We start from the raw sequence: 26,818 nt of genomic DNA, 5'->3' as shown, positions 1-26,818 counted from the left end.
AAACGGTCAAGAATGCAGCTAACGCGCAGATTTTCTACGCCGTAGACATCACGAAAGACGCTGAGATAGAAATCAAAGGGTAAAAATAAAAACGACCGGCCTCCCTGGCCGGAGAGAGTACCAGGTAAACCAGTCGTTTTTTACGAAACGGCTTAGACCGTTACGCCAGGACCGTGCTCGGTGCTTTGAATGCCAGCGGCAGTTCAGCTTCGTCTTCGAAGGTCACATATTCCCAGGCTTCCTGTTTTGCCAGGACTGCCTGCAACAGCTTGTTGTTCAGCGCATGACCGGATTTAAACGCGGTAAATGCACCAATGATATTATGACCACACATAAACAGATCGCCGATTGCATCCAGCATTTTGTGACGAACGAATTCATCTTCAAAACGCAGGCCGTCTTCGTTCAGTACGCGATAATCGTCAACAACGATGGCACAATCGAAGCTGCCGCCCAGGCACAGGCCGCGGGACTGCAGATATTCAATATCACGCATGAAGCCAAAAGTACGGGCACGACTGATCTGGCGCATAAACGCATCAGCAGAGAAGTTCATCGCATAGCGTTGGGTGCTGGCATCAATCGCCGGATGGTTAAAGTCGATGGTAAAGTCCAACGAGAAACCATTGTACGGTTTAAATTCAGCCCACTTGTCGCCATCTTCGACGCGAACGGTCTCTTTGATGCGAACAAATTTCTTCGCGCAGTTCAGTTCTTCGATGCCGGCATCCAGCAATAGATAGACGAACGGTGCAGCACTGCCATCCATGATCGGGATTTCTGGCGCATCGACTTCAACAACGATGTTGTCGATACCCAGCCCCGCCAGGGCGGCGTTAAGGTGCTCTACGGTAGAAATCCGCACGTCATGCTCGTTCACCAGGCAAGTACAGAGCATAGTATCACGCACAGATTTTGCATCGGCCGGAAAATCTACCGGTGGATTCAAGTCGGTGCGACGATAGATGACCCCGGTATTGGCCGGCGCAGGGCGTAACGTCAGTGTGACTTTCTTGCCGGTATGTAAACCGACGCCAGTCGCCTGAACGATACGTTTAAGTGTCCTTTGTTTGATCATCGTATAATCTCGCCAAATTAACTATCCAACCGAGAGTGTATCTCACTAACGGTGGGCCAGTTTAGCACAAAGAGCGAAAATCCCCAAATTCCAGTCAATTCTTAGTCAGCTTGCTTACGCAGGAACGCTGGAATGTCCAGATAATCCGGCTCTTTCGCGGTTTGTGGCGTGGTATCGTTCACCACTTTCGCAGCTGGTTTTTGCTCTTGAGTCAGCGGAGCCATACCGTGCTGCTGGAAACGATCCATCACCGGCTGCTGAGCCTGCTTGTTGGTCACCAGCGTGATCTCAGGACGCTTGTCCATGCCGATACCGGTAGCAACAACCGTGACGCGCAGCTCGTCGTTCATTTCCGGGTCAAGGGATGTACCGATAACCACGGTCGCGTTGTCGGACGCGAACGCACGGATGGTGTTACCCACAGTTTCGAATTCGTCCAGACGCAGGTCAAAGCCAGCGGTAATGTTGACCAGCACGCCGCGCGCACCGGACAGGTCGATATCTTCCAGCAGTGGAGAAGAGATCGCCATTTCAGCGGCTTCTTCTGCACGGTCTTCACCGCTTGCCACGCCGGAGCCCATCATCGCGTAGCCCATTTCGGACATCACGGTGCGAACGTCTGCAAAGTCAACGTTCATCAGGCCTGGACGGGTAATCAGTTCAGCGATGCCCTGAACCGCGCCTTTCAGCACGTCGTTCGCCGCGCCAAACGCATCCAGCAGGGAGATACCGCGTCCCAATACCTTCAGCAGCTTGTCGTTCGGAATGGTAATCAGAGAGTCCACGTGCTTGGACAGCTCGGTGATACCCTGCTCCGCAAATGCCATACGCTTCTTGCCTTCAAAGTTGAAAGGCTTGGTCACGACGGCAACGGTCAGGATACCCAAATCTTTTGCCACTTCAGCAACAACAGGTGCAGCACCGGTACCAGTACCGCCGCCCATACCTGCTGCAATGAAGACCATGTCAGCGCCGTCCAGCGCTGCGCGCAGGGCTTCACGATCTTCTTCAGCCGCATTGCGGCCGACTTCCGGGTTAGCGCCTGCGCCCAGACCTTTGGTGATACCGCCACCGATCTGAATCGTCTGGCCTACGGCCGTTTTACGCAGTGCCTGCGCATCGGTGTTTACCGCGAAAAATTCAACGCCTTCAATGCGCTCGCGCACCATATGCTCTACGGCGTTGCCGCCGCCGCCACCGACGCCGATGACTTTAATCACCGCGTCGTTGGTTAATTCCATTGGTTCAAACATAGTTTCTCTCCGTTGTGCCTGTCGCCCGAGACCGTTAATTCTCTCCGGTCTCTTAAAAAAATTAAAACTCTTTTCGCAACCAGGTGTTCAGTCGTTTGACCCACGACCCCACCGAGACGCGTTTTTCCACTTCTGCTTCACCACTCAAATGGGACTCTTTCCCGTAGTGGAGCAGGCCCACAGCCGTTGAGTAATACGGCTCCTGGGCATAATCCGTTAAACCGGTAATATTCAGCGGTGCACCAATACGCACTTGCGTATGGAACACCCGCTGAGCGCAGGCCGCAAGACCTTCAATTTGCGCTGCCCCGCCGGTTAATACAATCCCCGCCGCGAGATGATGTTTCACACCCTGCTGGCGAAGCTGTTCCTGTAACTGCAAAATCTCTTCGTTGACCAGGTTAAGCAGCTCGGTGTAACGCGGCTCAATCACCTCAGCCAGCGTCTGACGCTGCAGGCTGCGCGGCGGACGCCCGCCCACGCTTGGCACTTCCACGCTCTCATCTTTACCGACGATAGAGCCCAGCGCGCAGCCGTGACGGACCTTAATCGCCTCTGCATCGCTCGGTGGCGTACCAAAGGCGTAGGCAATGTCGCTGGTCACAACGTTCCCTGCATAAGGGATCACTTTGGTGTGGCGCAGCGCACCGCCGGTATACACGGCGATATCCATTGTACCACCACCTATATCGACCACACAGACGCCCAGTTCACGTTCGTCTTCGGTCAACACCGAGTAGCTGGCGGCCAGCCCTGCAAAAATAAGTTGGTCAACTTTCAGGCCACAACGTTCAACGGCTTTTACAATGTTCTTCGCCATATCGTTGTGACATGTGATCAGGTGCACTTTTGCCTGCATACGCACGCCGGAAAGACCGACCGGGTTTTTAATCCCTTCCTGATAATCGATCGCATATTCCTGCGGGATAACGTGCAGCACGCGGTGCTCATCGCGCACGCGGACGGATTTCGCAGTGTGAACCACGTTCTCAACGTCTTCCTGCGTCACTTCTTCTTCTGAAATGGGCACCATGCCAATTTCGTTCTGGCAGCTAATGTGCTTTCCAGAAAGGGCCAGATAGACAGATGAAATCTGGCAATCTGCCATCAGTTCAGCCTGATCGATAGCGCGCTGTACGCATTTCACCACCGATTCAAGGTCGTTAACCCCACCTTTATCCATACCACGGGACGGGCAGCTGCCCACGCCAATGATATTGACCATACCGTCGGGCAGAACTTCCCCTACTAAAGCGGCAACCTTCGCGGTGCCAATCTCCAGTCCAACTACCAGTTTTCTGTCCGTCGCCTTGATCATCGTTGTTCTGCCTGTACCTGTGCCTGATTCTGTTGCTGATTAGGTTCCTCGACCGGAGCCGGCTCCCAACCGACTGCTGCGCCTGAGTCATAGCGCAAATCAACATAGCTTATCCGTTTGCCGTCCGTTTGAGCCTGTTGCTGTAGAACCGGGTAGAGTTCAACAAAACGTGCCAGACGCTTCATGGTGTCGCCGCGGCCAAGATTGAGCTTAATGCCGTTCGTTAACGTTAACTGCCACGAGCGGCGCGCCGTCATCGCAGCATCCTTCAGCGTAAAACGATCCTTAGCCAGCACCTGCCCCATGTCGCGAAAACCCTGCAACACTTCATTTTCACTACCTTCCGGGCCATACAACATCGGTAAATTTTGCTTGTTGACGCGATCGGATGGGACGCTGAACGAATTTCCGTCTACGTCAACCATGTGCTGATCATTCCAACGCGCAATGGGCACATATTCAACCAGATGAATCTTCAATTCATCAGGCCATTGCTTTCTTACGCTCGCCTGTTTTATCCATGGCAGACGTTCAATCTGGCTCTGGATAATGTTCACGTCCTGGGTCATAAAGGTGCCAGGCGACCCAAGTGCCAGAATCGACTGGCGAATATCGTCATTACGCGTGTAATGGCGCTCCCCCGTCACCACCAGCTTCGAGAGCGGTAAACGCTGCGCGTCTTCCATCCAGCCCAGCACCATCCAGCCGCTGATAAACACGGTAAACAGCACGCCCAGAAGGAAAATAATCCCTGCAAGACGCGTTCCATTACTCCGCCGCGAAGAAGAATAGTCTTCCTCATCATCACGGTTGCGCGTGTTCAATGCAGCCTGCGACATATCAGCCCGCCTGGTCCAGAATACGTACAACTAACTGCGAGAAGCTCATCCCAGCCTGACGCGCGGCCATTGGCACAAGGCTGTGGCTGGTCATGCCTGGAGACGTATTCGCTTCCAGCAAATAAAATTGCCCATCACCGTCGAGCATCACATCAATGCGCCCCCAGCCACGGCAGCCCAAAATATTCCAGGCTTTAAGCACCAGGGACTGTAAATCTGCTTCACGTTCTGCTTCAAGACCACTTGGGCAGAAATATTGCGTCTCATCAGAGAGATACTTCGCCTCATAATCATAGAAGACGCCAGCGGGTTGAATGCGAATTGACGGTAAAATTTCTTCACCCAGCATGGCTACGGTAAATTCCGGCCCGCTCAGCCATTTTTCGATCAGAACCTCTTCATCATGTTGAAATGCCAGTTTTAACGCATCTGCCAATTTGCCAGCTTCGTCAACTTTGGACATTCCAACGCTCGACCCTTCGCGGCTCGGCTTAACAATAACCGGAAGGCCCAGCTCTGCAATGCGCGTATTAACGCTATCAGAGAGGCCTAATTCACATTCGCGGCGCGTCAGCGCAACCCACGGCGCAACCGGCAATCCAGCGCCCTGCCACAGCAGCTTGCTGCGCAGTTTATCCATCGAGATCGCCGACGCCATCACGCCGCTGCCGGTATACGGCATGCCGATCAGCTCCAGCAGCCCTTGCAGGGTACCGTCTTCACCACCGCGTCCGTGCAGCGCAATAAAGGCTTTATCGAAGCCCATCGCTTTGAGCTGCGTAACATCGACCTCTTTTGGATCGACCGGGTGTGCGTCTACGCCACCTTCACGCAGGCCAGCCAGAACGGCAGCGCCGGAATTGAGTGAAACCTCACGCTCGGTGGAGGTGCCGCCAAACAGGACAGCAATCTTATCAGCCATGATGCTCGTCCTCCTGGGTTTGCGGCTTCAGTTTGATTTCGGCTAAGGTACGGGCGATTTTGCCGATATTTCCCGCACCCTGAATGAGCACCAGATCGTTCCCCGTCAGGACCGGCGCGAGGATTTCGGCCACCTCTGCGGGGTCCGAAACCAAAATAGGGTCTACTTTACCGCGTCCCCGAATGGTTCGACACAGAGAACGACTGTCCGCGCCCGGAATCGGAGTTTCGCCCGCTGAATAAACATCCAGCATTAGCAGCGTATCAACCTGTGACAGCACGCTCGCGAAGTCGTCATACAGATCGCGAGTACGGGTATAACGGTGCGGCTGGAAAATCATCACCAGATTTTTTTCCGGCCAGCCCGCGCGCGCCGCCTTAATGGTGGCGTCGACTTCCGTTGGGTGGTGACCGTAGTCATCTACCAGCATGGCCGTTCCCGGCTTGCCGTTTACCGACTCCAGCGGATATTCGCCGAGGAAGTCAAAACGACGGCCCGTGCCCTGGAAGCTTTCCAGCGCGCGCAGAATGGCGTCGTCGTCGATGCCTTCTTCCGTTGCGACCGCAACGGCCGCCGCCGCATTGAGGGCGTTGTGGCGCCCAGGCGCGTTAAGCGTGACGTGAAGCAGCTCTTTGTCCTGACGCGCCAGGGTGAAATGCCCCTGCGCGCCCAGCTGTTTGTAATCCTCCACGCGAACGTCGGCATCTTCACTAAAGCCGTACGTCGTAATTTGACGCCCAACGCGCGGCAACAGCTCACGGATCACCGGGTCGTCTACGCACATAACCGCACGACCATAAAACGGCAGGTTGTGCAGGAAATTAATAAAGGTCTGTTTTAAATTTTCGAAGTCGCCCTGGTAGGTATCCATGTGGTCGGCTTCGATGTTGGTGACGATCGCCACCATCGGCTGCAGGTGAAGGAACGACGCGTCGCTCTCATCCGCTTCCGCAATGAGGTAACGGCTGTGGCCCAGGCGCGCGTGAACGCCCGCTGCTTTTACCAGACCACCGTTAACGAAGGTTGGGTCCAGGCCCGCTTCGGCGTAAATGCTGGACACCATCGCCGTGGTCGTGGTTTTACCGTGCGTCCCCGCAACGGCAATACCGTGGCGAAAGCGCATCAGCTCTGCCAGCATTTCAGCGCGGCGGATGACCGGAATACGCGCTTCATGCGCGGCAACAATTTCCGGGTTATCAGAGGAGATAGCGCTTGAAACCACCACCACGCTCGCGTCGCTCACGTTTTCCGGACGGTGGTTGAAATAGATAGTCGCCCCAAGCGACGCCAGCTGCTGCGTAACAGGGTTGGGGGCCAGATCGGAACCACTGATCTGGTAACCTTCGTTCGCCAACACTTCGGCAATACCGCCCATGCCAGCACCGCCAATGCCGACAAAGTGAATGTGCCGGACGCGACGCATCTCGGGCACGATTGAACGCAGTTTTGCCAGTTGTTGTGTATTCATTCTCTAAACGCCATCGACTACTTAAAATTCGTGCAGCGCAACACGCGCTGCGAGGGTTAAGCCCGTGCTGCCAGGCTCACTTCTTTTGCCACCCGTTCCGTCGAATCGGGAATGGCCGTTGCGCGCGCGCGCGCGGCCATCTCCAGCAATGTTTCACGGTTCCAGCCCGCCAGGGTGGTGGCGACCGCCTCAGCGGTAAACTGCGGCTGTTCAAAAATTTTTGCGGCGCCGGCCTGTTCAAGCGGCAGCGCATTCCAGTACTGCTGGCGGTCTTTGTGCTGGAAAGGCACAAACACCGCGGGTAAACCCGCAGCGGCGATTTCGCTCACCGTCAGCGCGCCGGAGCGACACACCACGACGTCGGCCCAGGCGTAAGCTGCGGCCATGTCGTCGATAAATTCCGTCACCTTGTGCTGCGGCTGGCCCGCCTCGGCGTAGCCCTGCTCAACCATCTGCTGCGCGCCTTTCCCGCTCTGGTGCCAGATCGTTACCGCGCTACCCAGCTTTGCGGCAGCCTGAGGCATCGTCAGGTTTAAGACGCGCGCCCCCTGGGAACCGCCAACGACCAGCACGCGGACCGGCCCTTCACGACCGCTCAGACGCTCTTCAGGCAGCGGAAGTGCCAGCACGTCCACGCGAACCGGGTTGCCTACCACGTCCGCTTTCGGAAATGCGCCCGGGAATGCCTGCAGGACCTTGGTGGCTATTTTCGCCAGCCATTTGTTAGTCAACCCGGCTATACCGTTCTGCTCGTGCAGCACAACGGGAATACCCAAAGACCACGCGGCAAGCCCGCCTGGCCCAGAAACATAGCCACCCATACCCAGCACAACGTCAGGCTTAAAGCGCTTCATGATCGCGCGGGCCTGGCGCCAGGCATTGAAAATACGGACGGGAGCCAAAAGCAGCGCCTTAGCGCCTTTGCCCCGCAGGCCGGAAATGCGAATAAAGTCGATCTCAATCCCGTGCTTCGGTACCAGGTCGGCTTCCATACGGTCCGCGGTTCCGAGCCAGCGTACCTGCCAGCCCTGCTCCATCAAATGGTGCGCAACCGCCAGCCCCGGGAACACGTGTCCGCCGGTACCGCCTGCCATCACCATTAACCGCTTCGGTTGATTCATCGTGAACCTCGCGTAAACGCCTGGGCTTTCTCCAGACGCGTCTCATAATCTATGCGTAACAAAAACATAATGGCCGTCGACATAATCAACAGGCTCGAACCACCATAGCTGATCAGCGGCAACGTCAGGCCTTTGGTCGGCAGCATACCTGCTGCGGCCCCAACGTTAACCAGCGCCTGGAAGCTAAACCAGATACCAATTGAGCAGGCTAAGAAACCTGAGAAGCGGTGATCGATCTCCAGCGCTTTACGGCCAATCGACATGGCGCGGAAAGCGACGAAGAATACCATTAAAAGCGCCAATACCACACCGATATAACCCAGTTCTTCCCCAATGATGGAGAAGATAAAGTCGGTATGTGCCTCGGGTAAATACTCCAGTTTTTGGACGGAGTTACCCAGCCCTTGTCCCCAGAGTTCGCCGCGGCCAAACGCCATCAGCGACTGCGTCAGCTGATAACCGCTGCCGAAGGGGTCTTCCCACGGGTTCCAGAAGGAGGTAACGCGTCGAATACGATACGGTTCGGCGAGGATCAGCAGAACAACCGCCGAAATCCCCATCCCGATAATCGCGATGAACTGCCACAGCTTCGCCCCGGCGAGGAACAGCATGGCCAGCGTGGTCACGAACAGTACCACAACGGTACCAAGGTCAGGCTGCGCCAGGAGCAAAATAGCCAGCACCAGAATCACGCCCATCGGTTTCAGGAAGCCGCGCAGGTTGTTTCGCACTTCATCTACCTTGCGCACCAGGTAGTTGGCCAGGTAGCAGAACAGCGACAGCTTGGTAAACTCCGCGGGCTGTATGCGCAGCGGACCAAACGCGATCCAGCGCGATGCCCCGTTAACGGAGCTACCGACGACCAGCACGATAAGCAGCATGATGATAGACGCAATCAGCATCGCCGTACTGTGGCGCTGCCAGAACGTCATCGGCAGGCGCAGGGTAATCAGCGCCAGGCAGAACGCCAGAATGATGTACAGGCCATCGCGTTTGGCAAACAGGAACGGATCGTTGGCAAGACGCTGCCCAACGGGCATCGATGCCGACGTCACCATAATAAAACCAATCGCCGCCAGCCCCAGCGTCAGCCAGAACAACATGCGGTCGTACATGATCAGGCTGTCGGAATCTTTCTCCCGCGACGCCATTACCCAGCCTTTAAGCGCCGCAAACAGCCACGCCAGGATGCCAAATCCTGGCAGGCGCGGCATTCTCAGGCGAGGGAAAGATAAACGCATCAGCCTAACTCCTTCGCCAGGCGGGTAAAGACATCGCCACGCTGTTCGAAATTTTTAAACTGATCGAGGCTTGCGCATGCCGGTGAGAGCAGCACCATATCGCCCTGCTTCACGCGCGGCGCAATCAGGCGCATCGCCTGCTCCATCGTTTCGGTTTGCTCAGAGACGTCAGGGCGCAGCGCGGCAAGTTCGCTTCCATCGCGGCCGAAGCAGTACAGGCGAACGTTATCCCCGGCGAGATACTGCTTCAGAGAGGAGAAGTCAGCTGATTTGCCGTCGCCGCCCAGCAGCAGGTGCAGCGTGCCGTCAACGTGCAGGCCGTTCAGCGCGGCTTCGGTGCTGCCGACGTTCGTCGCCTTGGAGTCGTTAATCCAGCGTACGCCGTTGTGTTCCAGCGCCAGCTGGAAGCGGTGAGCCAGGCCGGTAAAGGTGGTCAGCGCCTGAAGGCTCGACGAACGCGGCAGGCCAACGGCATCCGCCAGCGCCAGCGCCGCCAGGGCATTGGTGTAGTTATGCTGGCCGGAAAGCTTCATCTCCTTCACGTTCAGCACTTTTTCGCCCTTCACGCGCAGCCAGGTCTCGCCCTGCTGGCGGTTCAGGTGGTAGTCACCCATGGTGATGCCAAAGCTGATGCAGCGCTCGTCCGCGCCGCGTACCGGCATGGTCAAAGCATCATCGGCATTCACCACGCATACTTTGGCGTTTTCATAGACGCGCAGCTTAGCGGCACGGTACTGCTGAAGGCCAAACGGATATCTGTCCATATGGTCTTCGGTCACGTTCAGGATCGTCGCCGCCGCGGCTCGCAGGCTGGAAGTTGTTTCCAACTGGAAGCTTGAAAGCTCGAGAACGTAAAGCTCGCAGCCTTTATCCAGCAGCATCAGGGCCGGGAGGCCGATATTTCCGCCGACGCCAACGTTCATGCCCGCCGCTTTGGCCATCTCGCCCACCAGCGTGGTGACGGTGCTTTTTCCGTTAGAACCGGTGATGGCGATAACCGGCGCCTGCGCCTCGCGGCAAAACAGCTCGATATCGCCAACAATTTCAACGCCCGCATCCGCTGCCGCGCTTAATGAAGGATGTGCCAGCGCCATGCCCGGGCTGGCAACAATCAGATCGGCGGCCAGCAGCCAGTTATCATTCAGACCACCAAGGTGGCGTTCAACCTGCTCCGGCAGCGTGTCCAGACCCGGCGGAGAGACACGCGTGTCCATCACGCGCGGCGTGACGCCACGCGCAAGGAAAAAGTCCACGCAGGAAAGGCCGGTCAGGCCTAACCCGATGATAACGACTTTTTTACCCTGGTAATCTGCCATGATTAACGTACCTTCAGCGTTGCCAGGCCAATCAGCACCAGCATCAGCGAAATAATCCAGAAGCGCACAATCACGCGCGGTTCCGGCCAGCCTTTCAGTTCATAGTGGTGGTGAATAGGCGCCATGCGGAAAATGCGCTGTCCGCGCAGCTTGAAGGAGCCGACCTGCAGGATCACCGACAGGGTCTCCACCACGAATACGCCGCCCATAATCACCAGCAGAAACTCCTGGCGCAGCAGCACGGCAATAATACCCAGCGCGCCGCCCAGAGCCAGCGATCCGACGTCCCCCATAAAGACCTGAGCCGGATAGGTGTTAAACCACAGGAAGCCAAGGCCCGCGCCGACAATTGCCGTACAGACAATCACCAGCTCCCCGGCGTGGCGCAGATAAGGAATATGCAGGTAGTTGGCAAAGTTCATGTTACCGGTCGCCCACGCCACCAGCGCGAAGCCCGCGGCGACAAAGACGGTTGGCATAATCGCCAGGCCATCCAGACCGTCCGTGAGGTTGACGGCGTTGCCGGTCCCGACGATCACGAAATAGGCCAGCAGGATGTAGAACAGCCCCAGCTGCGGCATCACGTCCTTAAAGAACGGAACGACAAGCTCGGTGGCCGGCGTATCTTTTCCCGCCAGGTAAAGCGCGAAGGCCACGCCCAGCGCAATCACCGACATCCAGAAGTACTTCCAGCGGGCAATCAGGCCCTTAGTGTCTTTTCGGACCACCTTGCGGTAGTCGTCGACAAAGCCAATGATTCCGTAGCCAATCAGTACGGTCAGCACGCACCAGACGTACGGGTTAGATGGATAGGCCCACAGCAGCACGGAGACCACGATGGCGGTCAGGATCATAATCCCGCCCATCGTTGGCGTGCCGCGCTTGCTGAAGTGTGACTCGGGGCCGTCGTTTCGAACAACCTGACCAAATGAGAGTTTTTGCAGACGGGCGATCATGCGCGGGCCCATCCACAATGAGATGAACAGCGCGGTCAGCAGGCTGACGATGGCGCGAAACGTCAGATACGAAAAGACGTTAAAGCCTGAATAATATTTGACCAAATGCTCGGCCAGCCAAACTAACATGTCCCGTTCTCCTGTAGTGCGTGCACAACCTCTTCCATGGCGGCACTGCGTGAACCTTTCACTAGCACTGTAACAATTGGTTTTTCTGCAATAATCATTTTAAGTCGTTTAATTAGCGCCGCTTTATCAGCAAAGTGCTCGCCAACGCCGCTGGCCTGGCTAATCGCCTGGCTCAGTTTTCCTGCGCTTAGCACGCAATCCAGACCTGCCGCCTTCGCCGCTTCGCCGACCTGGATATGGCAAGCTTCGCTTTCTTCGCCCAGCTCGCCCATATCGCCAACAACCATTACGCGATAGCCCGGCATTTCGGACAGCACCTGCACGGCCGCCGTCATCGAACCGACGTTGGCGTTGTAGGAGTCGTCCAGCAGCAGCTTGTTCTGCGCAAGCTGGATCGGGAACAGACGCCCCGGTACCGCTTTCAGATTCGCCAGCCCCGCTTTAACTGCGTCGTGCGTTGCGCCAACGGCCATAGACAGCGCGGCGGCGGCGAGCGCGTTGGCGATGTTATGACGGCCCGGCAGCGGCAACAGCACGTCAACGCCGCCCGTAGGCGTATTGAGCGTAAACTCGGTGCCGTGCGACGTGACGTGAACGTTAGTCGCGGTAAAGTCGCTGTTGGCGGCATTCGGCGAGAAGCGCCAGATTTTACGATCGCCAATGATGCTTTGCCAGTTCAGCCAGTCGTTGTTATCGGCATTCATAATGGCGATGCCCTCAGCCGGCAGGCCGGTGTAAATCTCGCCTTTGGCTTTCGCCACGCCTTCCAGAGAACCGAAACCTTCCAGATGCGCCGCCGCCAGGTTATTCACCAGCGCGGCCTCCGGACGCGTGAGGCTGACGGTCCAGGCAATTTCACCCTGATGGTTAGCGCCCAGCTCAATCACGGCAAATTCATGTTCTTTCGTCAGGCGAAGCAGCGTCATCGGCACGCCGATGTCGTTATTAAGGTTGCCCGCAGTGTAGAGCGTATTTCCGCAGCGGCTTAGAATTGCCGCGGTCATCTCTTTTACGGAGGTTTTGCCGGACGATCCCGTCAGCGCAACGACGCGCGTCGGGACCTGCTGGCGCACCCATGCGGCCAGCTCGCCAAATGCCTGACGGGTATCCTTCACCACAATCTGCGGCAGATCGATATCCAGCATGCGGCTTACGAGCAGTGCGCCTGCGCCGTTCTCTTTAGCCTGTTCAGCAAAGTCATGAGCGTCAAAGCGCTCGCCTTTCAGCGCCACAAACAGACAGCCCGCGGTCACCTTACGGGTATCGGTCGTGACGGCGTCAATGGTCATATCCTGACCGCGCAGTTCGCCCTGCAATACGATTGCGGCCTGGCCTAACGTGATGCTAATCATGCCACCACTCCCAGCAGGCGGGCTGCGGTGACGCGGTCGGAATAGTCCAGACGACGATTGCCGACGATCTGATAGTCCTCATGGCCTTTACCGGCCAGCAGAACCACGTCGTTTTCACGCGCCTGCATAATGGCGTTGGTCACCGCTTCCGCGCGGCCTTCGACGACGCGAGCTCGGCCCGCGTCCAGCATGCCGGACAGAATATCGTTGATGATGGCGCGCGGCTCTTCGGTACGCGGGTTGTCATCGGTCACAACCGGAATATCCGCGAACTGCTCGGCAATCGCGCCCATCAGCGGGCGCTTGCCTTTGTCGCGGTCCCCGCCGCAGCCAAAGACGCACCACAGCTTGCCCGCGCAGTGCAGACGCGCGGCTTCCAGCGCTTTTTCCAGCGCATCCGGCGTGTGGGCATAATCCACCACCACGGTCGGCTTGCCCGGCGCGCTAAACACTTCCATACGGCCACAGACCGGCTGCAGTTGCGCTGCTGTGTTCAGCAGATCGGCCATCGGGTAGCCCAGCGCCAGCAGGGTCGCCAGCGCCAGCAGCAGATTGCTGACGTTAAACGCGCCCATCAGGCGGCTTTCAATCTCGCCTTCCCCCCATGAAGAGGCAAAGCGGATCGTTGCGCCGCTGTCGTGATAGTTCACCTCAACCGCCTTCAGCCAGCGGCCGTGGCAGTCAGGATTAATATGATCTTCCATCGAGACGGCTACCGCATCCGGCAGCTTCGCCAGCCAGCGACGACCGACTTCATCATCAGCATTGATGATGGCCTGACCAGCGTGGTGCGTTGAATACAGCAGCCACTTCGCGGCTTCGTAGTGTTCCATGTCGCCGTGATAATCAAGATGATCCCGGCTCAGGTTAGTGAACACGGACGCGGCAAATTTCAGCGCCGCGACGCGGTGCTGAACCAGGCCGTGAGAGGAAACTTCCATTGCGGCAAACGTCGCGCCCTGCTCCGCCAGGCCAGCAAGCACGTGCTGCACGTCCACGGCGGAACCCGTGGTATTTTCCGTCGGGCTCACCTTGCCAAGAAGGCCGTTGCCTACCGTACCCATCACGGCACCGGTTTCCCCGAGCAGCTGCGCCCACTGCGCCATCAGCTGCGTGGTGGTCGTTTTACCGTTGGTACCGGTCACGCCGACCAGACGCAGCTGGTCAGACGGCTCGTGGTAAAAACGTCCTGCCAGCGCGGAAAGACGCTCATTTAACTGGCTGAGGTAGATGACCGGCACGCCGTGCATTTCGCGGATTTCACCGTCGGCTGCTTCATCTTTCGCCTCAGCAATAACGGCAGCAACACCTTGCGCAATCGCCTGCGGGATATATCGACGCCCGTCCGCCTGATGGCCCACTACAGCCACAAAAAGATCGCCGGAAGCCGCCATGCGGCTGTCCAGTACCATCTCTCGTAGCGCTCGCGCAGGCACGTTTTGCACCCACGGAGCGAGTAGGTCGCGCAAATTACGATCTGCCACCTGTACCCTCGCCTTGATTAGTTACAAATTCACTCTTATCGCCGGTCGCCAGCGCATCCGGTTCGATGTTCATGGTGCGCAACACGCCGCCCATGATTGCCCCGAACACCGGCGCTGAAACGGCACCACCGTAGTATTTACCCGCCTGTGGATCGTTAATCACGACCACCAGCGCAAAACGCGGATTGCTTGCAGGCGCAACGCCTGCGGTATAGGCAATGTATTTGTTGATGTAGCGGCCGTCTGGCCCCACTTTTTTCGCCGTACCGGTTTTAATAGCGATGCGATAGCCTTTGATCGCCGCCTTCACGCCGCCGCCGCCGGGCAGCGCGACGCTTTCCATCATGTGCACAACGGTACGAACGGTGGATTCCGGGAAGATACGCTCGCCGGGAACCGGTGGATCAACTTTGGTAATCGACAGCGGGCGATAGACGCCATAGCTGCCGATCGTTGCGTAGACTCGCGCTAACTGTAACGGGGTTACCATTAGCCCGTAGCCGAAAGAGAAGGTGGCCCTCTCTATGTCAGACCACCGTTGTTTTTGAGGATATAAGCCACTGCGTTCTCCGACCAACCCCAAATTGGTCGCCTTTCCCAGTCCAAAACGTGAGTAAGTCTCTACTAACGCTGAGGACGGCATCGCTAACGCCAGCTTTGAGACACCGACGTTACTCGACTTCTGCAGGACCCCGGTAAGGGTCAATTCGCTGTAACGCGCCACGTCTTTAATTTCGTGACCGTTAATTCGGTAAGGGATCGTATTCAGAACGGTATTTTCGTTCACGATGCCGCGCTGGAGCGCGGTCATTACCACCATCGGCTTCACGGTAGATCCCGGCTCGAACACGTCGGTGATGGTGCGGTTACGCATCACGTCTTTCTGCGTACCGGTCAGGTTGTTCGGGTTGTAGGATGGGCTGTTAGCCATCGCCAGCACTTCACCCGTGTTGACATCGACCAGCACGGCGCTGCCCGATTCCGCCTTGTTAAACGCCACGGCGTTGTTCAGCTCGCGGTAAACCAGCGCCTGGAGACGTTCATCAATGCTGAGCGCAAGGTTGTGCGCCGCCTGGCTGTCCGTTGAAGAGATATCTTCAATGACGCGGCCGTAGCGGTCCTTACGCACGATACGTTCGCCCGGCTGGCCGGTAAGCCATTTATCAAAGCTTTTTTCAACACCCTCAATCCCCTGGCTATCAACGTTGGTGAAGCCAATGAGGTGAGCGGTTACTTCGCCGGAAGGATAATAGCGGCGTGACTCCTCACGCAGATGAATCCCCGGCAGCTTGAGCTTTTTGATGTAATCCGCCATGTCAGGGTTCACCTGACGCGCCAGATAGATAAAACGCCCTTTCGGGTTCGCATTCACGCGCGATGCCATCTGGTCGAGCGGCATCTTCAGGGCATCCGCAAGGGCTTTCCAGCGGTTATCAAGCGTTATGCCACCGGCATCGTGCAGCTCTTTCGGATCGGCCCAAATGGCTTTCACCGGCACGCTCACCGCCAGCGGACGCCCGGAGCGATCGGTAATCATGCCGCGGGACGTGGACACTTCCTGCACGCGCAGAGAACGCATGTCGCCCTGGCGAACCAGCATGTCAGGGGCAATGATTTGCAACCACGCCACGCGGCCCAGCAGGAAACCCAGCGCCAGTAAAATGCAGCCGCAAAGCAACGCAAAACGCCAACTGACAAAGTTGGCCTGTTCTTCCTGACGTTTTGGTTTTAGCGTTTTTGCCGCTGCTTTCATGCGTCGCGTTTTCCCTTATTTTTGTACAACGATATTTTCCTGAGAAGGATCAACATGCTGCAGCTGCAGCTTTTCCGTTGCGATCCGTTCAACCCGGCTGTGATCGCCGAGCGCGTTCTCTTCAAGAATCAGGTTTCGCCATTCGATATCCAGCGCATCGCGTTCCAGCACCAGCTGCTCGCGCTGCGCGGTTAACAAACGGGTATGGTGGGCCGTTGTCACCACCGTCACTGCCGTCACAATGATGCAAATGAACAAGCAGAGTGGCAGCTTCCCAAACCGCAAAAGATCGTCTCCGATCACGCCAGGCAAGGCATGGCGCTCGTTACTTCCTAACGATCCCTTAACTTTGCTGAGGGTCTCTGTCACTCTGCCGATCATGCGTTCGTCCTCTCTGCAACACGCAGAACTGAACTACGGGCACGTGGATTCTCTGCCACCTCTTCTTCGCCCGGCATCAACTTGCCTAGTGCTCGCAGCTGACGGCCGCCCAGCTTCCTGAGTTGTTCTTCCGTCATCGGCAGCCCTGCTGGAACCTGAGGTCCGCGGCTTTGCTCGCGCATAAAGCGTTTCACAATGCGGTCTTCCAGCGAATGGAAGCTGATGATGGATAACCGCCCACCCGGGGCCAGCACGTCGAGCGAGCTTTTTAGCGCCAGCTCTATTTCCTCCAGTTCACTGTTTACCCAGATGCGAACCGCCTGGAAGGTACGGGTCGCGGGATGTTTGTGCTTATCCTTCACCGGCGTTGCCGCCGCGATGACTTCCGCCAGCTCTTTGGTGCGGGTCATCGGCTCGATGCGGTTACGCTCGACGATGGCGCGCGCAATGCGCTTGCCAAAACGTTCTTCGCCGAAGGTTTTGATCACCCAGGCGATATCCGCTTCGTCAGCGGTTCGTAACCACTCGGCAGCAGACTGGCCGCGCGTCGGGTCCATGCGCATGTCCAGCGGGCCATCGCGCATAAAGGAAAAACCGCGTTCTGCATCATCAAGCTGTGGTGAAGAGACGCCAAGATCGAGAAGAATCCCGTCGATCTTGCCCGTCAGGCCGCGCTCGGCAACATAATCCGCCAGCGCAGAGAAAGGTCCATGCACGATGGAAAAGCGTGGGTCATCGATGGTTTGCGCAACGGCAATCGCCTGCGGATCGCGATCGATTGCCAGCAGGCGTCCTTCCGCCCCAAGCTGAGAGAGGATCAAACGCGAGTGGCCACCGCGGCCAAAAGTGCCATCAATGTAGATGCCGTCCGGACGAATATTCAGGCCGTTTACGGCCTCATCCAGCAGCACCGTAGTATGTTTATAATTTTCCATCATATTTATAGAGACAAGTCCTGCAGCCGTTCCGATAGCGTTTCAGAATCAGACTGCTCAGCGTCGATATCTTCCTTGACCTGTTGATACCAGGTCGTTTCATCCCACAGTTCAAACTTGTTGAACTGCCCGACCAGCATCACTTCTTTCGTCAGACCGGCATGCTGCCGCAGCACAGGCGCAATCAGTAACCGCCCAGCGCTATCCATCTGGCACTCACTCGCATGTCCCAGCAGCAGCCGCTGTACGCGGCGCTCCTGTGGGTTCATGCTCGACAGTCGCGACAGCTTTTGCTCGATAATTTCCCATTCGGGTAAAGGGTAAAGCAGCAGGCAGGGGTGGTTGATGTCAATGGTGCAAACCATTTGACCTGAAGCGTTCTCAACCAGCTGGTCACGGTATCGGGTTGGCACCGATAAACGCCCTTTGCTGTCGAGATTGACTAACGTCGCTCCACGGAACATGCCAGCCTCACCCCTTATCACCACTTTAACCCACAAATTCCCACCTAAAGGAGTTTACGGAGCGAGGGAAAAGCTTGTCAAGCCAGTACTCTCCCTATCAGGGCTGTATTACACCCTATTTACAGATATCGCCTGACCTGATTAATAACTGCACAACAGGCGAGGCAAAATTAACGTCATGAATATTTGTAAGAAAAAAATCAAATATCCAATCGGCGTTAAAGCACCACTCAATATCATCGCGTGAAAATATAAAGTGTCAGTTTGCGACGCGGGCAGCATTTTAGGACATATTGGGAGGGGATAACAGCGCCAGATGCAACACGGGGGCTCCAGAGCATGCGCGCTGGCGCGCTGAACGATACCACTGTCGAAAAAACGTCTGAATATTCATCGGCCATGCGGCCTTTGTAACAAAATAATACAAAAGAACAATCAAAAAAGGGTTAAATCTTCCTTAAATGTGCATTTTAAATGCGCAGCAGGAATTAAGATTAATAGCAGACTATCCGTTTCAAAGAATTATCCTAATTTTCATCCGGGAATTACCTTAAGCCCTGGTAGATCAAGATTGGGGCAGTTTAACTGCCCCAACAATTTAATTAATGGCGGCTCAGTATCCCGCGGCGGTAAAGGTTGCGTTTGATGCGCGTCAGGCCTGGCTTCGGCTTTCGTGGCTCATCCAGGCTCGCCAGAACGATTTCCAGCACGCGCTCGGCGACGTCCCGATGGCGCTGCGCCACCGCGAGCACCGGGCATTGCAGGAAGTCCAGCAGCTCATTATCGCCGAAGGTGGCAATGGCCAGGTCGGACGGTAATTTTCCATCGCGGCGCAGCGTCACGTCCATTACTCCCTGAAGGAGAGCAAACGAGGTGGTGAACAACGCCTGCGGCATAGGGTGCGTTTCCAGCCACTTTTCAAAAAGCTGCGCGGCGGCTTCACGCTCGTAGCTGTTTGCATAGAGATAATGAACCTCGCGCGGATCGTCTTTCCAGGCGGTACGGAAGCCCTGCTCGCGCAGGAAGCTCACGGAAAGCTCGGGCAATGCGCCAAGATACAGCACCGTCTCGGCAGGGAAGGTACGCAGCTCGGCGGCCAGCATCTCTGAATCGTCCTGGTCGGCGCCCACCACGCTGGTGAAATGTTCGCGGTCCAGCGCGCGGTCCAACGCCACAATGGGGAAAGGATCGTTCGCCCAGCGCTGGTAGAAGGGATGCTCTGGCGGTAAAGAGGTCGAAACAATAATGGCATCCACCTGGCGCTGCAGAAGATGCTCAATGCAGCGCATCTCGTTATCGGGCTGGTCTTCGGAACAGGCAATCAGCAGCTGATAGCCCCGCTGGCGAGCCTGACGCTCAAGATAGTTCGCGATACGGGTGTAACTGGTGTTTTCCAGATCGGGGATCACCAGGCCAATAGAGCGGGTTCGCCCGGCGCGCAGGCCCGCGGCGACGGCATTCGGATGGTAGTTATGCTCACGAACCACCGCCATAACTTTTTCAACGGTCTTATCGCTGACGCGGTACTGCTTGGCTTTACCGTTAATCACATAGCTGGCCGTCGTTCGTGACACGCCGGCAAGCCGGGCGATTTCATCCAGTTTCACAATTGCCCCTCAAAAAAAAGAAAAGTCCATGGCCCTGTCAAGGTTATGGTTAAATATTTTAACATCTAAACGCAGATTAGCCTTCGCGGCAACCGCTTTTATCCACGTTGTCGGCTGATTACGCAAAAAAAAGCCCGGCTTTGGTGACCGGGCAGAAAGAGGCGAACCTTTCAGACAACTACCGCATGATTTTCTCGCCGCGCGACAGGCCAACGATGCCCGAGCGCGCCACTTCAACAATTTTTGCCACGTCGCGTACCGAAGCGATGAAGGCGTCCAGCTTGTCGCTGGTGCCCACAAGCTGCACAGTATATAAAGAAGGGGTCACGTCAATAATCTGCCCGCGGAAAATATCCGCGTTGCGCTTAACCTCCTCACGCCCGTAGCCGCTGGCCTGAATTTTTACCAGCATCACTTCGCGTTCGACATATGCCCCCTGCCCCAGCTCGCTCACGCGGAGCACATCAACCAGCTTGTGCAGCTGCTTCTCAATCTGTTCAAGAACTTTTGCATCGCCCACGGTCTGGATGGTCATTCGTGACAGCGTGGGATCGTCGGTCGGGGCGACGGTCAGGCTTTCAATGTTATAGCCGCGCTGGGCAAAAAGGCCAATGACGCGTGACAGTGCGCCAGATTCGTTTTCCAGTAATACCGATAATATCCGGCGCATATCAGGTTCTCTCCGTTTTGCTGAGCCACATTTCGTCCATACCGCCGCCGCGGATATGCATTGGATAGACGTGCTCGGCGCCGTCGACGATGACATCCATAAACACAAGGCGACCGTTTTTGACCTGCTCAAGCGCTTCGCCGAGTCGGGCTTCCAGTTCCGCCGGACTGGTCACGCGCATGCCGACATGGCCATAGGCTTCCGCCAGGCGAACAAAATCCGGGAGCGACGTCATATACGACTGCGAGTGGCGGCCCGAGTAGATCATGTCCTGCCACTGCTTCACCATCCCGAGGTAGCCGTTATTCAGGTTCAGCACCAGCACCGGCAGCTCATACTGTAGCGCCGTCGAAAGTTCCTGAATGTTCATCTGAATGCTGCCGTCCCCGGTCACGCAGACCACGGTTTCCTGCGGAAGCGCCATCTTGACCCCCAGCGCGGCGGGAAGGCCAAAGCCCATTGTGCCCAGGCCGCCGGAGTTGATCCAGTGACGCGGCTTGTCGAACGGATAGTACAATGCGGCGAACATCTGGTGCTGGCCCACGTCAGAGGTAACGTACGCGTCACCCTGGGTCAGACGCCAGATCGTTTCGATCACCGCCTGCGGCTTGATATGTTCGCTGTGCGCGTCGTATTTCAGACACTGCCGCGCCCGCCATTGCTCGATCTGCTGCCACCAGTCGCGGATCTCGTCCAGCGGCTGGGACGCGCTCTCCTGCGGGAGTAGCTCCAGCATTTGCTCCAGCACCTGACGCGCGTCGCCGACGATCGGCACATCGGCCGATACCGTTTTAGAGATCGACGTAGGATCAATATCAATGTGCAGTACGGTCGCATTCGGGCAATATTTTGCCAGATTATTGGTCGTGCGGTCGTCAAAGCGGACGCCGACGGCGAAGATCACATCGGAGTGATGCATCGTCATATTTGCTTCGTAGGTGCCATGCATCCCAAGCATTCCCAGCGCCTGGCGATGCGTTGCCGGAAAAGCGCCCAGCCCCATCAATGAGGATGCGACGGGAAGGTTCAGCGTTTCAACAAGCGTGCGCAGCTGCGGTTCGCAGGCCGAGTTGATCGCCCCTCCCCCAACGTACACCACCGGTTTTTTAGCGGCCAAAAGCGTTTGCAGCGCACGCTTGATCTGGCCCTTGTGGCCCTGCGTTGTCGGGTTGTATGAACGCATGCTGACCGTCTCAGGCCAAACGTAGGGAAGCTTGTTGGCCGGATTAAGTATATCTTTTGGCAGATCGACAACCACCGGACCGGGACGACCGCTCGCCGCCAGCCAGAAGGCCTTCTTCAGCACGCCCGGGATGTCTTCCGTTTGCTTCACCAGAAAGCTGTGCTTAACGACGGGGCGGGAAATCCCCACCATATCGCACTCCTGAAAGGCGTCGTAGCCTATTAAAGACGTCGCAACCTGCCCGGAAAGAATGACCAGCGGGATGGAGTCCATGTAGGCGGTCGCGATGCCGGTGATGGCGTTTGTCGCGCCGGGGCCGGAAGTAACCAGCACAACGCCCACCTCGCCCGTTGCGCGTGCAAGCCCATCGGCCATATGCACCGCGGCCTGCTCGTGGCGCACCAGAACATGGTCGACACCCCCCACCGTATGCAGCGCGTCATAAATATCGAGGACTGCGCCCCCCGGGTAGCCGAACACTTGCTTCACGCCCTGATCAATGAGCGACCGGACGACCATTTCCGCGCCAGACAACATCTCCATGCTTTGCCTCCAGGCTTTTTGTTATAGATAGACAGTGGGCAGAAATCATTTCCGAGCCGTCTTGCGATCGGGATAACCCAGTTCTATATGCAGAGTGAGGGTTACCTTAACCGCTCGTTATGAGGCAGGCAATTAGCAAACGGGGAAGAGCAAATGGCGTTCAAAGCAGAATAAAGAAGCATTACGACAGGAACTGGTTAATTCAACTGGAATAAGAGAATGCGCTAACAAATCATGTTTAAAAAGGACGGTGAATCAGGAAATCATCTATTTTTCACGACGTCCTCTTGGAATGAAAAAAATCACAACAGAATAAAATACTTCACTTCAGAAAAATAACAGGATAAACCGCAGTCTTTAATACGGTTTACCCTGAATGGCCTAGCGACGACAGACGCTGGTAAGCAACTCTTCCATCCACTGGTGGCCTTTATCACGGCCAGCAGCCTCATGCCAGGAGAGGTAGCAGGTGCGGCTGTTTAACTTCAGCGGCAATGGCAAAATCTGCAGGTTAAGCTGCTCGGCAAACTCTTCGGCCAGCCAGCGCGGTGCAATAGCCACCAGATGCGTTTGGGATACCACGTTTAATACGCTTACCATCGCCATGCCCTGATAGGCAACGCTGGCCTGTTTATCCGGCGTGTCATACCACGGCTGGCTAAATGACGCGTAGCGATCGAGCGCAACAACCGCGTGCTGTTCGTTATAGACATCGCTTTCGCGCAGCGGAGAATTCATACGCGGATGTTTCTTGCTGGCAACTAATACCATTTCATCTTTAAAGAGCGGGACGCAGGAAAATTCCGGACGACGGAACTCTTCATAGCCCAAAACAAACTCCGTTTCCTGATAGCGTAACTGATGCTCGGTATTCTGATTTAAGGATGATTTAAAAACGAGGTGAATGTTTGGGGCGATTTCCTCAACTTTATTGTATATAAGCGAGGTCAGATAATTATCTAAGGGACTGCAAACGCAAAGATTAAAGACGCGCTCGCTGCTTAAGGGTTCGAAGCCCGAGCCTGGCAGTTCGTTCTGAACGAGCTGTAGTGCCTGGCGAACGGCGCCAAAGAGCTGATACGCGCGCGCGGTCGGCTGTATCCCTCTACCGTAGCGAACGAATAATTCGTCGTTAAACATGACCTTAAGCCGGGAAACTGCATTACTCACCGCAGGCTGCGACATGCCAAGCGACTGTGCCGCTCGCGTAATATTTTGCTCCTGCATGACGGCGTCGAAGACGGTCAGCAGATTAAGATCGACGGTGCGCAACTGAGGCTTTACGCCATCATAGGCCTGAGGCTGATTAATATTATTTCCTGACATTTTTAACTCCACTGTCACGCTAAACTCCCTTTACCGAACCATAATGATAATCACCAAATATATGATTTACCATGCAGATATAACTAGCAAAAGGGAATTATTTAAAATTCGGAATATATAAAGAAAAAAGGAATATAAAGAGGACCCTTACCTGCCGATCGCTCGTGGGGGCTCTCCTCTTTAAAATGATATAAAAAACGATAACGATGAAATGAAACCATAACTCAGACAAATAAACAACTGACCGCAAATTAAAGACATATTAAGTATTATTAAACTCTTCCATCGAACCGTATCTTTCGCTTAACATTATTGCTTCATCCTGTTCAAACATCGCCGATCGAAAAACATTCATGAAATCTATAACTCAATGAAATTGATATACTTTCCGTGCATTCGACGCAGCACTTGAAATACCGTCGCGGTTGCAACGAAATATATTCAAATGATTCAAGTATTGTTTTTCAGTCCAAAATTAGACTATTCGAATCGCTGAAAAGCGAAAAACCAGCACAATTAGCTAAAGCACTTTCATTAGCATCCTAAGCTAACCGGGGCGTTTTGATTGTCAGGGGTTGACATGATCGAGCGTATCCAGTACCACTAAAGGCATCACGTATTTAACAGGAGCATGATTCATGATTCGCACCGTTCGTTTCACCGGCCTACTACTACTAAACGCATCCACTGTGCGCGGTAGGCTGGCGAGCGAAATTCAGAACTGAATCGTCTCCAGTAAGACTCAAAACCCGCGCCGCTGCGCGGGTTTTTTTATGCTCGTAGCAAGGCGCCCCAGGACAGACAAGGACCTAACCCATGAGCCAGCAAGTCATTATTTTCGATACCACTTTACGCGACGGCGAACAGGCATTACAGGCAAGCCTGAGCGTGAAAGAGAAACTGCAGATTGCCTTGGCACTCGAGCGTATGGGCGTCGACGTAATGGAGGTCGGCTTCCCCGTCTCCTCTCCGGGTGATTTCGAATCCGTTCAAACTATCGCGCGCACCATTAAAAACAGCCGCGTCTGCGGACTGGCGCGCTGCGTTGAGAAAGATATCGACGTTGCGGCAGAGTCCCTGAAAGTGGCCGAAGCATTCCGCATCCACACCTTTATTGCCACCTCGCCTATGCATATTGCAACTAAGCTGCGCAGCACGCTGGATGAGGTGATCGAGCGCGCGGTCTACATGGTCAAGCGCGCGCGCAACTATACCGACGACGTTGAGTTTTCCTGTGAAGATGCGGGCCGCACGCCGATTGAAGACCTGGCCCGCGTGGTTGAAGCCGCCATCAGTGCTGGTGCCAAAACGATCAACATCCCTGACACCGTCGGCTACACCATGCCGTTTGAGTTCTCCAACATCATTACCGGCCTGTACGACCGCGTGCCGAATATCGATAAGGCAATTATCTCCGTACACACCCACGACGATTTGGGCCTGGCCGTTGGCAATGCCATTGCGGCCGTCCACGCCGGCGCGCGTCAGGTTGAAGGCGCGATGAACGGCATCGGCGAGCGCGCGGGCAACTGCTCGCTGGAAGAGGTGATCATGGCGATCAAGGTGCGCAAAGACATCATGAACGTCAATACGCGCATCAATCACAACGAAATCTGGCGCACCAGCCAGACCGTCAGCCAGATCTGCAACATGCCTATCCCGGCGAACAAGGCGATTGTCGGCACCGGCGCGTTCGCCCACTCCTCCGGCATCCACCAGGACGGCGTGCTGAAAAACCGCGAAAACTACGAAATCATGACGCCGGAATCCATCGGCCTGAACCAGGTGCAGCTGAACCTGACCTCCCGATCGGGCCGCGCGGCGGTGAAGCACCGCATGGAAGAGATGGGCTATAAGGACAGCGACTACAACATGGATCAGCTGTACGACGCGTTCCTGAAGCTGGCCGACAAAAAAGGCCAGGTCTTTGATTACGATCTGGAAGCATTGGCATTCATTAACAAGCAGCAGGAAGAGCCAGAGCACTTCCGCCTGGATTACTTCAGCGTGCAGTCCGGCTCCAGCGACATCGCTACCGCGTCGGTCAAGCTGGCGTGCGGGGATGAGATTAAAGCCGAAGCGGCAAACGGCAACGGCCCTGTCGATGCCATCTATCAGGCGATCAACCGCGTCACCGAGTTCGACGTTGAGCTGGTCAAATATGACCTGACGGCGAAAGGCCAGGGCAAAAACGCGCTGGGCCAGGTCGATATTGTCGTCAACCACAACGGTCGTCGCTTCCACGGCGTCGGCCTGGCGACGGACATTGTCGAATCCTCCGCTAAAGCAATGGTGCACGTCCTGAACAACATCTGGCGCGCCGCCGAAGTTGAAAAAGAGTTGCAACGCAAGGCTCAGAATAAAGAGAACAATAAGGAAACCGTGTAATGTCGAAGAACTACCATATTGCCGTGTTGCCGGGTGACGGTATTGGCCCGGAAGTGATGGCACAGGCACTGAAAGTACTGGAAGCCGTTCGCTCGAGTTTTGCGATGAAAATTACCACCAGCCACTACGATGTCGGCGGGATTGCGATTGATAACCACGGTACGCCGCTGCCAAAAGCGACCGTTGAAGGGTGTGAAAACGCCGATGCCGTGCTGTTCGGTTCCGTGGGTGGCCCGAAGTGGGAGCACCTGCCGCCGGCAGAGCAGCCGGAACGCGGCGCGCTGCTGCCCCTGCGCAAGCACTTCAAATTGTTCAGCAACCTGCGTCCGGCCAAGCTGTACCAGGGGCTGGAAGAGTTCTGCCCGCTGCGCGCGGATATCGCCGCCAACGGCTTCGACATTCTGTGCGTGCGTGAGCTGACCGGCGGCATTTACTTCGGCCAGCCGAAAGGCCGCGAAGGCAGCGGTCAGCATGAGAAAGCGTTTGATACCGAGGTGTATCACCGCTTCGAAATTGAGCGTATCGCCCACATTGCCTTTGCGTCCGCGCGCAAGCGTCGCCACAAGGTGACCTCCATTGATAAGGCAAACGTGCTGCAGTCGTCTATTTTGTGGCGCGAGATCGTCAGCGAAATCAGCAAGCAGTATCCGGACGTCGAGCTGTCGCACATGTACATCGACAACGCGACCATGCAGCTGATCAAAGATCCGTCTCAGTTTGACGTGCTGCTGTGCTCCAACCTGTTCGGGGATATTTTGTCTGACGAATGTGCGATGATCACCGGCTCCATGGGCATGCTGCCATCGGCCAGCCTCAACGAAGAGGGCTTCGGCCTGTACGAACCGGCGGGCGGTTCCGCGCCGGATATCGCAGGCAAAAACATCGCCAACCCGATTGCGCAGATTTTGTCCCTCGCGCTGCTGCTGCGCTACAGCCTGGATGCAGGTGATGCTGCAATCGCCATTGAAAACGCCATTAACCGCGCGTTGGAAGAAGGCATCCGTACCGGTGATTTAGCTCGCGGTGCGGCGGCGGTGAGTACCGATGAAATGGGCGATATCATTGCCCGCTATGTCGCAGAAGGGGTGTAA

General features: G+C 56.0%; 22 protein-coding genes. 2 read left to right on the top strand and 20 right to left on the bottom strand.

The genetic code is table 11. The features are described from left to right. Positions 1–160: 160 nt before the first annotated feature. The 20 genes from lpxC to leuO all read right to left on the bottom strand — a co-directional run bounded on the left by lpxC (position 161) and on the right by leuO (position 23,339). A complete protein-coding gene (lpxC, locus tag DBY73_RS10725) occupies positions 161–1,078 on the bottom strand; it encodes a UDP-3-O-acyl-N-acetylglucosamine deacetylase (RefSeq protein WP_112011127.1) in 918 nt (305 codons plus the stop codon). A gap of 101 nt (positions 1,079–1,179) precedes the next feature. Beyond that, positions 1,180–2,331 carry a cell division protein FtsZ gene (ftsZ, locus tag DBY73_RS10720; protein ID WP_112011126.1) on the bottom strand — a complete coding sequence of 384 codons (1,152 nt, stop codon included), beginning with the start codon at positions 2,329–2,331 and terminating at the stop codon, positions 1,180–1,182. 61 nt (positions 2,332–2,392) lie between these two features. Then, a complete protein-coding gene (gene ftsA / locus DBY73_RS10715; protein ID WP_112011125.1) occupies positions 2,393–3,649 on the bottom strand; it encodes a cell division protein FtsA in 1,257 nt (418 codons plus the stop codon). Next, on the bottom strand, positions 3,646–4,488 hold the full coding sequence (gene ftsQ / locus DBY73_RS10710; RefSeq protein ID WP_112011124.1) for a cell division protein FtsQ: 843 nt from the start codon (positions 4,486–4,488) through the stop codon (positions 3,646–3,648). The genes ftsA and ftsQ overlap by 4 nt, the downstream gene beginning before the upstream one ends. Position 4,489: 1 nt before the next feature. Further along, the gene (locus DBY73_RS10705) at positions 4,490–5,410 is read right to left on the bottom strand and encodes a D-alanine--D-alanine ligase (RefSeq protein WP_112011123.1); all 921 of its coding nucleotides are present in this window, start codon (positions 5,408–5,410) and stop codon (positions 4,490–4,492) included. Beyond that, complete coding sequence (murC, locus tag DBY73_RS10700; RefSeq protein WP_112011122.1) at positions 5,403–6,878, bottom strand: UDP-N-acetylmuramate--L-alanine ligase; 1,476 nt, start codon at positions 6,876–6,878, stop codon at positions 5,403–5,405. The genes DBY73_RS10705 and murC overlap by 8 nt, the downstream gene beginning before the upstream one ends. 56 nt (positions 6,879–6,934) lie before the next feature. Beyond that, on the bottom strand, positions 6,935–7,999 hold the full coding sequence (murG, locus tag DBY73_RS10695; RefSeq protein WP_112011121.1) for an undecaprenyldiphospho-muramoylpentapeptide beta-N-acetylglucosaminyltransferase: 1,065 nt from the start codon (positions 7,997–7,999) through the stop codon (positions 6,935–6,937). Beyond that, the gene (gene ftsW / locus DBY73_RS10690; RefSeq protein ID WP_112011120.1) at positions 7,996–9,240 is read right to left on the bottom strand and encodes a cell division protein FtsW; all 1,245 of its coding nucleotides are present in this window, start codon (positions 9,238–9,240) and stop codon (positions 7,996–7,998) included. The genes murG and ftsW overlap by 4 nt, the downstream gene beginning before the upstream one ends. Further along, positions 9,240–10,556 carry a UDP-N-acetylmuramoyl-L-alanine--D-glutamate ligase gene (murD, locus tag DBY73_RS10685; protein WP_112011119.1) on the bottom strand — a complete coding sequence of 439 codons (1,317 nt, stop codon included), beginning with the start codon at positions 10,554–10,556 and terminating at the stop codon, positions 9,240–9,242. The genes ftsW and murD overlap by 1 nt, the downstream gene beginning before the upstream one ends. A 2-nt stretch (positions 10,557–10,558) precedes the next feature. Further along, on the bottom strand, positions 10,559–11,641 hold the full coding sequence (gene mraY, locus DBY73_RS10680; RefSeq protein WP_028016681.1) for a phospho-N-acetylmuramoyl-pentapeptide-transferase: 1,083 nt from the start codon (positions 11,639–11,641) through the stop codon (positions 10,559–10,561). Then, a complete protein-coding gene (murF, locus tag DBY73_RS10675) occupies positions 11,635–12,993 on the bottom strand; it encodes a UDP-N-acetylmuramoyl-tripeptide--D-alanyl-D-alanine ligase (RefSeq protein WP_112011118.1) in 1,359 nt (452 codons plus the stop codon). Before murF ends, mraY begins: the two co-directional genes overlap by 7 nt. Continuing rightward, positions 12,990–14,477: a UDP-N-acetylmuramoyl-L-alanyl-D-glutamate--2,6-diaminopimelate ligase gene (murE, locus tag DBY73_RS10670; protein WP_112011117.1), complete on the bottom strand. Its 1,488-nt coding sequence runs from the start codon at positions 14,475–14,477 to the stop codon at positions 12,990–12,992. The genes murF and murE overlap by 4 nt, the downstream gene beginning before the upstream one ends. Then, positions 14,464–16,230 (bottom strand): peptidoglycan glycosyltransferase FtsI, encoded by a 1,767-nt coding sequence (locus DBY73_RS10665; RefSeq protein WP_112011116.1) that lies wholly within the window; start codon positions 16,228–16,230, stop codon positions 14,464–14,466. Before DBY73_RS10665 ends, murE begins: the two co-directional genes overlap by 14 nt. Positions 16,231–16,245: 15 nt before the next feature. Continuing rightward, positions 16,246–16,611: a cell division protein FtsL gene (gene ftsL, locus DBY73_RS10660; RefSeq protein WP_006173860.1), complete on the bottom strand. Its 366-nt coding sequence runs from the start codon at positions 16,609–16,611 to the stop codon at positions 16,246–16,248. After that, positions 16,608–17,549: a 16S rRNA (cytosine(1402)-N(4))-methyltransferase RsmH gene (rsmH, locus tag DBY73_RS10655; RefSeq protein WP_112011115.1), complete on the bottom strand. Its 942-nt coding sequence runs from the start codon at positions 17,547–17,549 to the stop codon at positions 16,608–16,610. Before rsmH ends, ftsL begins: the two co-directional genes overlap by 4 nt. A gap of 2 nt (positions 17,550–17,551) precedes the next feature. Continuing rightward, a complete protein-coding gene (gene mraZ / locus DBY73_RS10650; RefSeq protein ID WP_112011114.1) occupies positions 17,552–18,010 on the bottom strand; it encodes a division/cell wall cluster transcriptional repressor MraZ in 459 nt (152 codons plus the stop codon). A 602-nt stretch (positions 18,011–18,612) separates the two neighbouring features. Continuing rightward, positions 18,613–19,617 (bottom strand): catabolite repressor/activator, encoded by a 1,005-nt coding sequence (cra, locus tag DBY73_RS10645; RefSeq protein ID WP_006173866.1) that lies wholly within the window; start codon positions 19,615–19,617, stop codon positions 18,613–18,615. A 178-nt stretch (positions 19,618–19,795) separates the two neighbouring features. After that, positions 19,796–20,287 (bottom strand): acetolactate synthase small subunit, encoded by a 492-nt coding sequence (ilvN, locus tag DBY73_RS10640; protein WP_112011113.1) that lies wholly within the window; start codon positions 20,285–20,287, stop codon positions 19,796–19,798. A gap of 1 nt (position 20,288) precedes the next feature. Further along, positions 20,289–22,013, bottom strand: a complete 1,725-nt coding sequence (gene ilvI, locus DBY73_RS10635; protein WP_112011112.1) for an acetolactate synthase 3 large subunit — start codon at positions 22,011–22,013, stop codon at positions 20,289–20,291. A 381-nt stretch (positions 22,014–22,394) separates the two neighbouring features. Continuing rightward, on the bottom strand, positions 22,395–23,339 hold the full coding sequence (leuO, locus tag DBY73_RS10630; protein ID WP_112011111.1) for a transcriptional regulator LeuO: 945 nt from the start codon (positions 23,337–23,339) through the stop codon (positions 22,395–22,397). An 816-nt stretch (positions 23,340–24,155) separates the two neighbouring features. Here leuO and leuA point away from each other — a divergent pair. Beyond that, positions 24,156–25,727 carry a 2-isopropylmalate synthase gene (leuA, locus tag DBY73_RS10620; protein WP_112011109.1) on the top strand — a complete coding sequence of 524 codons (1,572 nt, stop codon included), beginning with the start codon at positions 24,156–24,158 and terminating at the stop codon, positions 25,725–25,727. Further along, positions 25,727–26,818: a 3-isopropylmalate dehydrogenase gene (leuB, locus tag DBY73_RS10615; RefSeq protein WP_112011108.1), complete on the top strand. Its 1,092-nt coding sequence runs from the start codon at positions 25,727–25,729 to the stop codon at positions 26,816–26,818. The genes leuA and leuB overlap by 1 nt, the downstream gene beginning before the upstream one ends.

It is taken from the genome of Enterobacter sp. RIT418, from assembly GCF_003057745.1.
Classification (GTDB): domain Bacteria; phylum Pseudomonadota; class Gammaproteobacteria; order Enterobacterales; family Enterobacteriaceae; genus Enterobacter.
The sequence above is the reverse complement of the archived record's forward strand: the minus strand, read 5'-3'. Positions and strand labels throughout refer to the sequence as shown.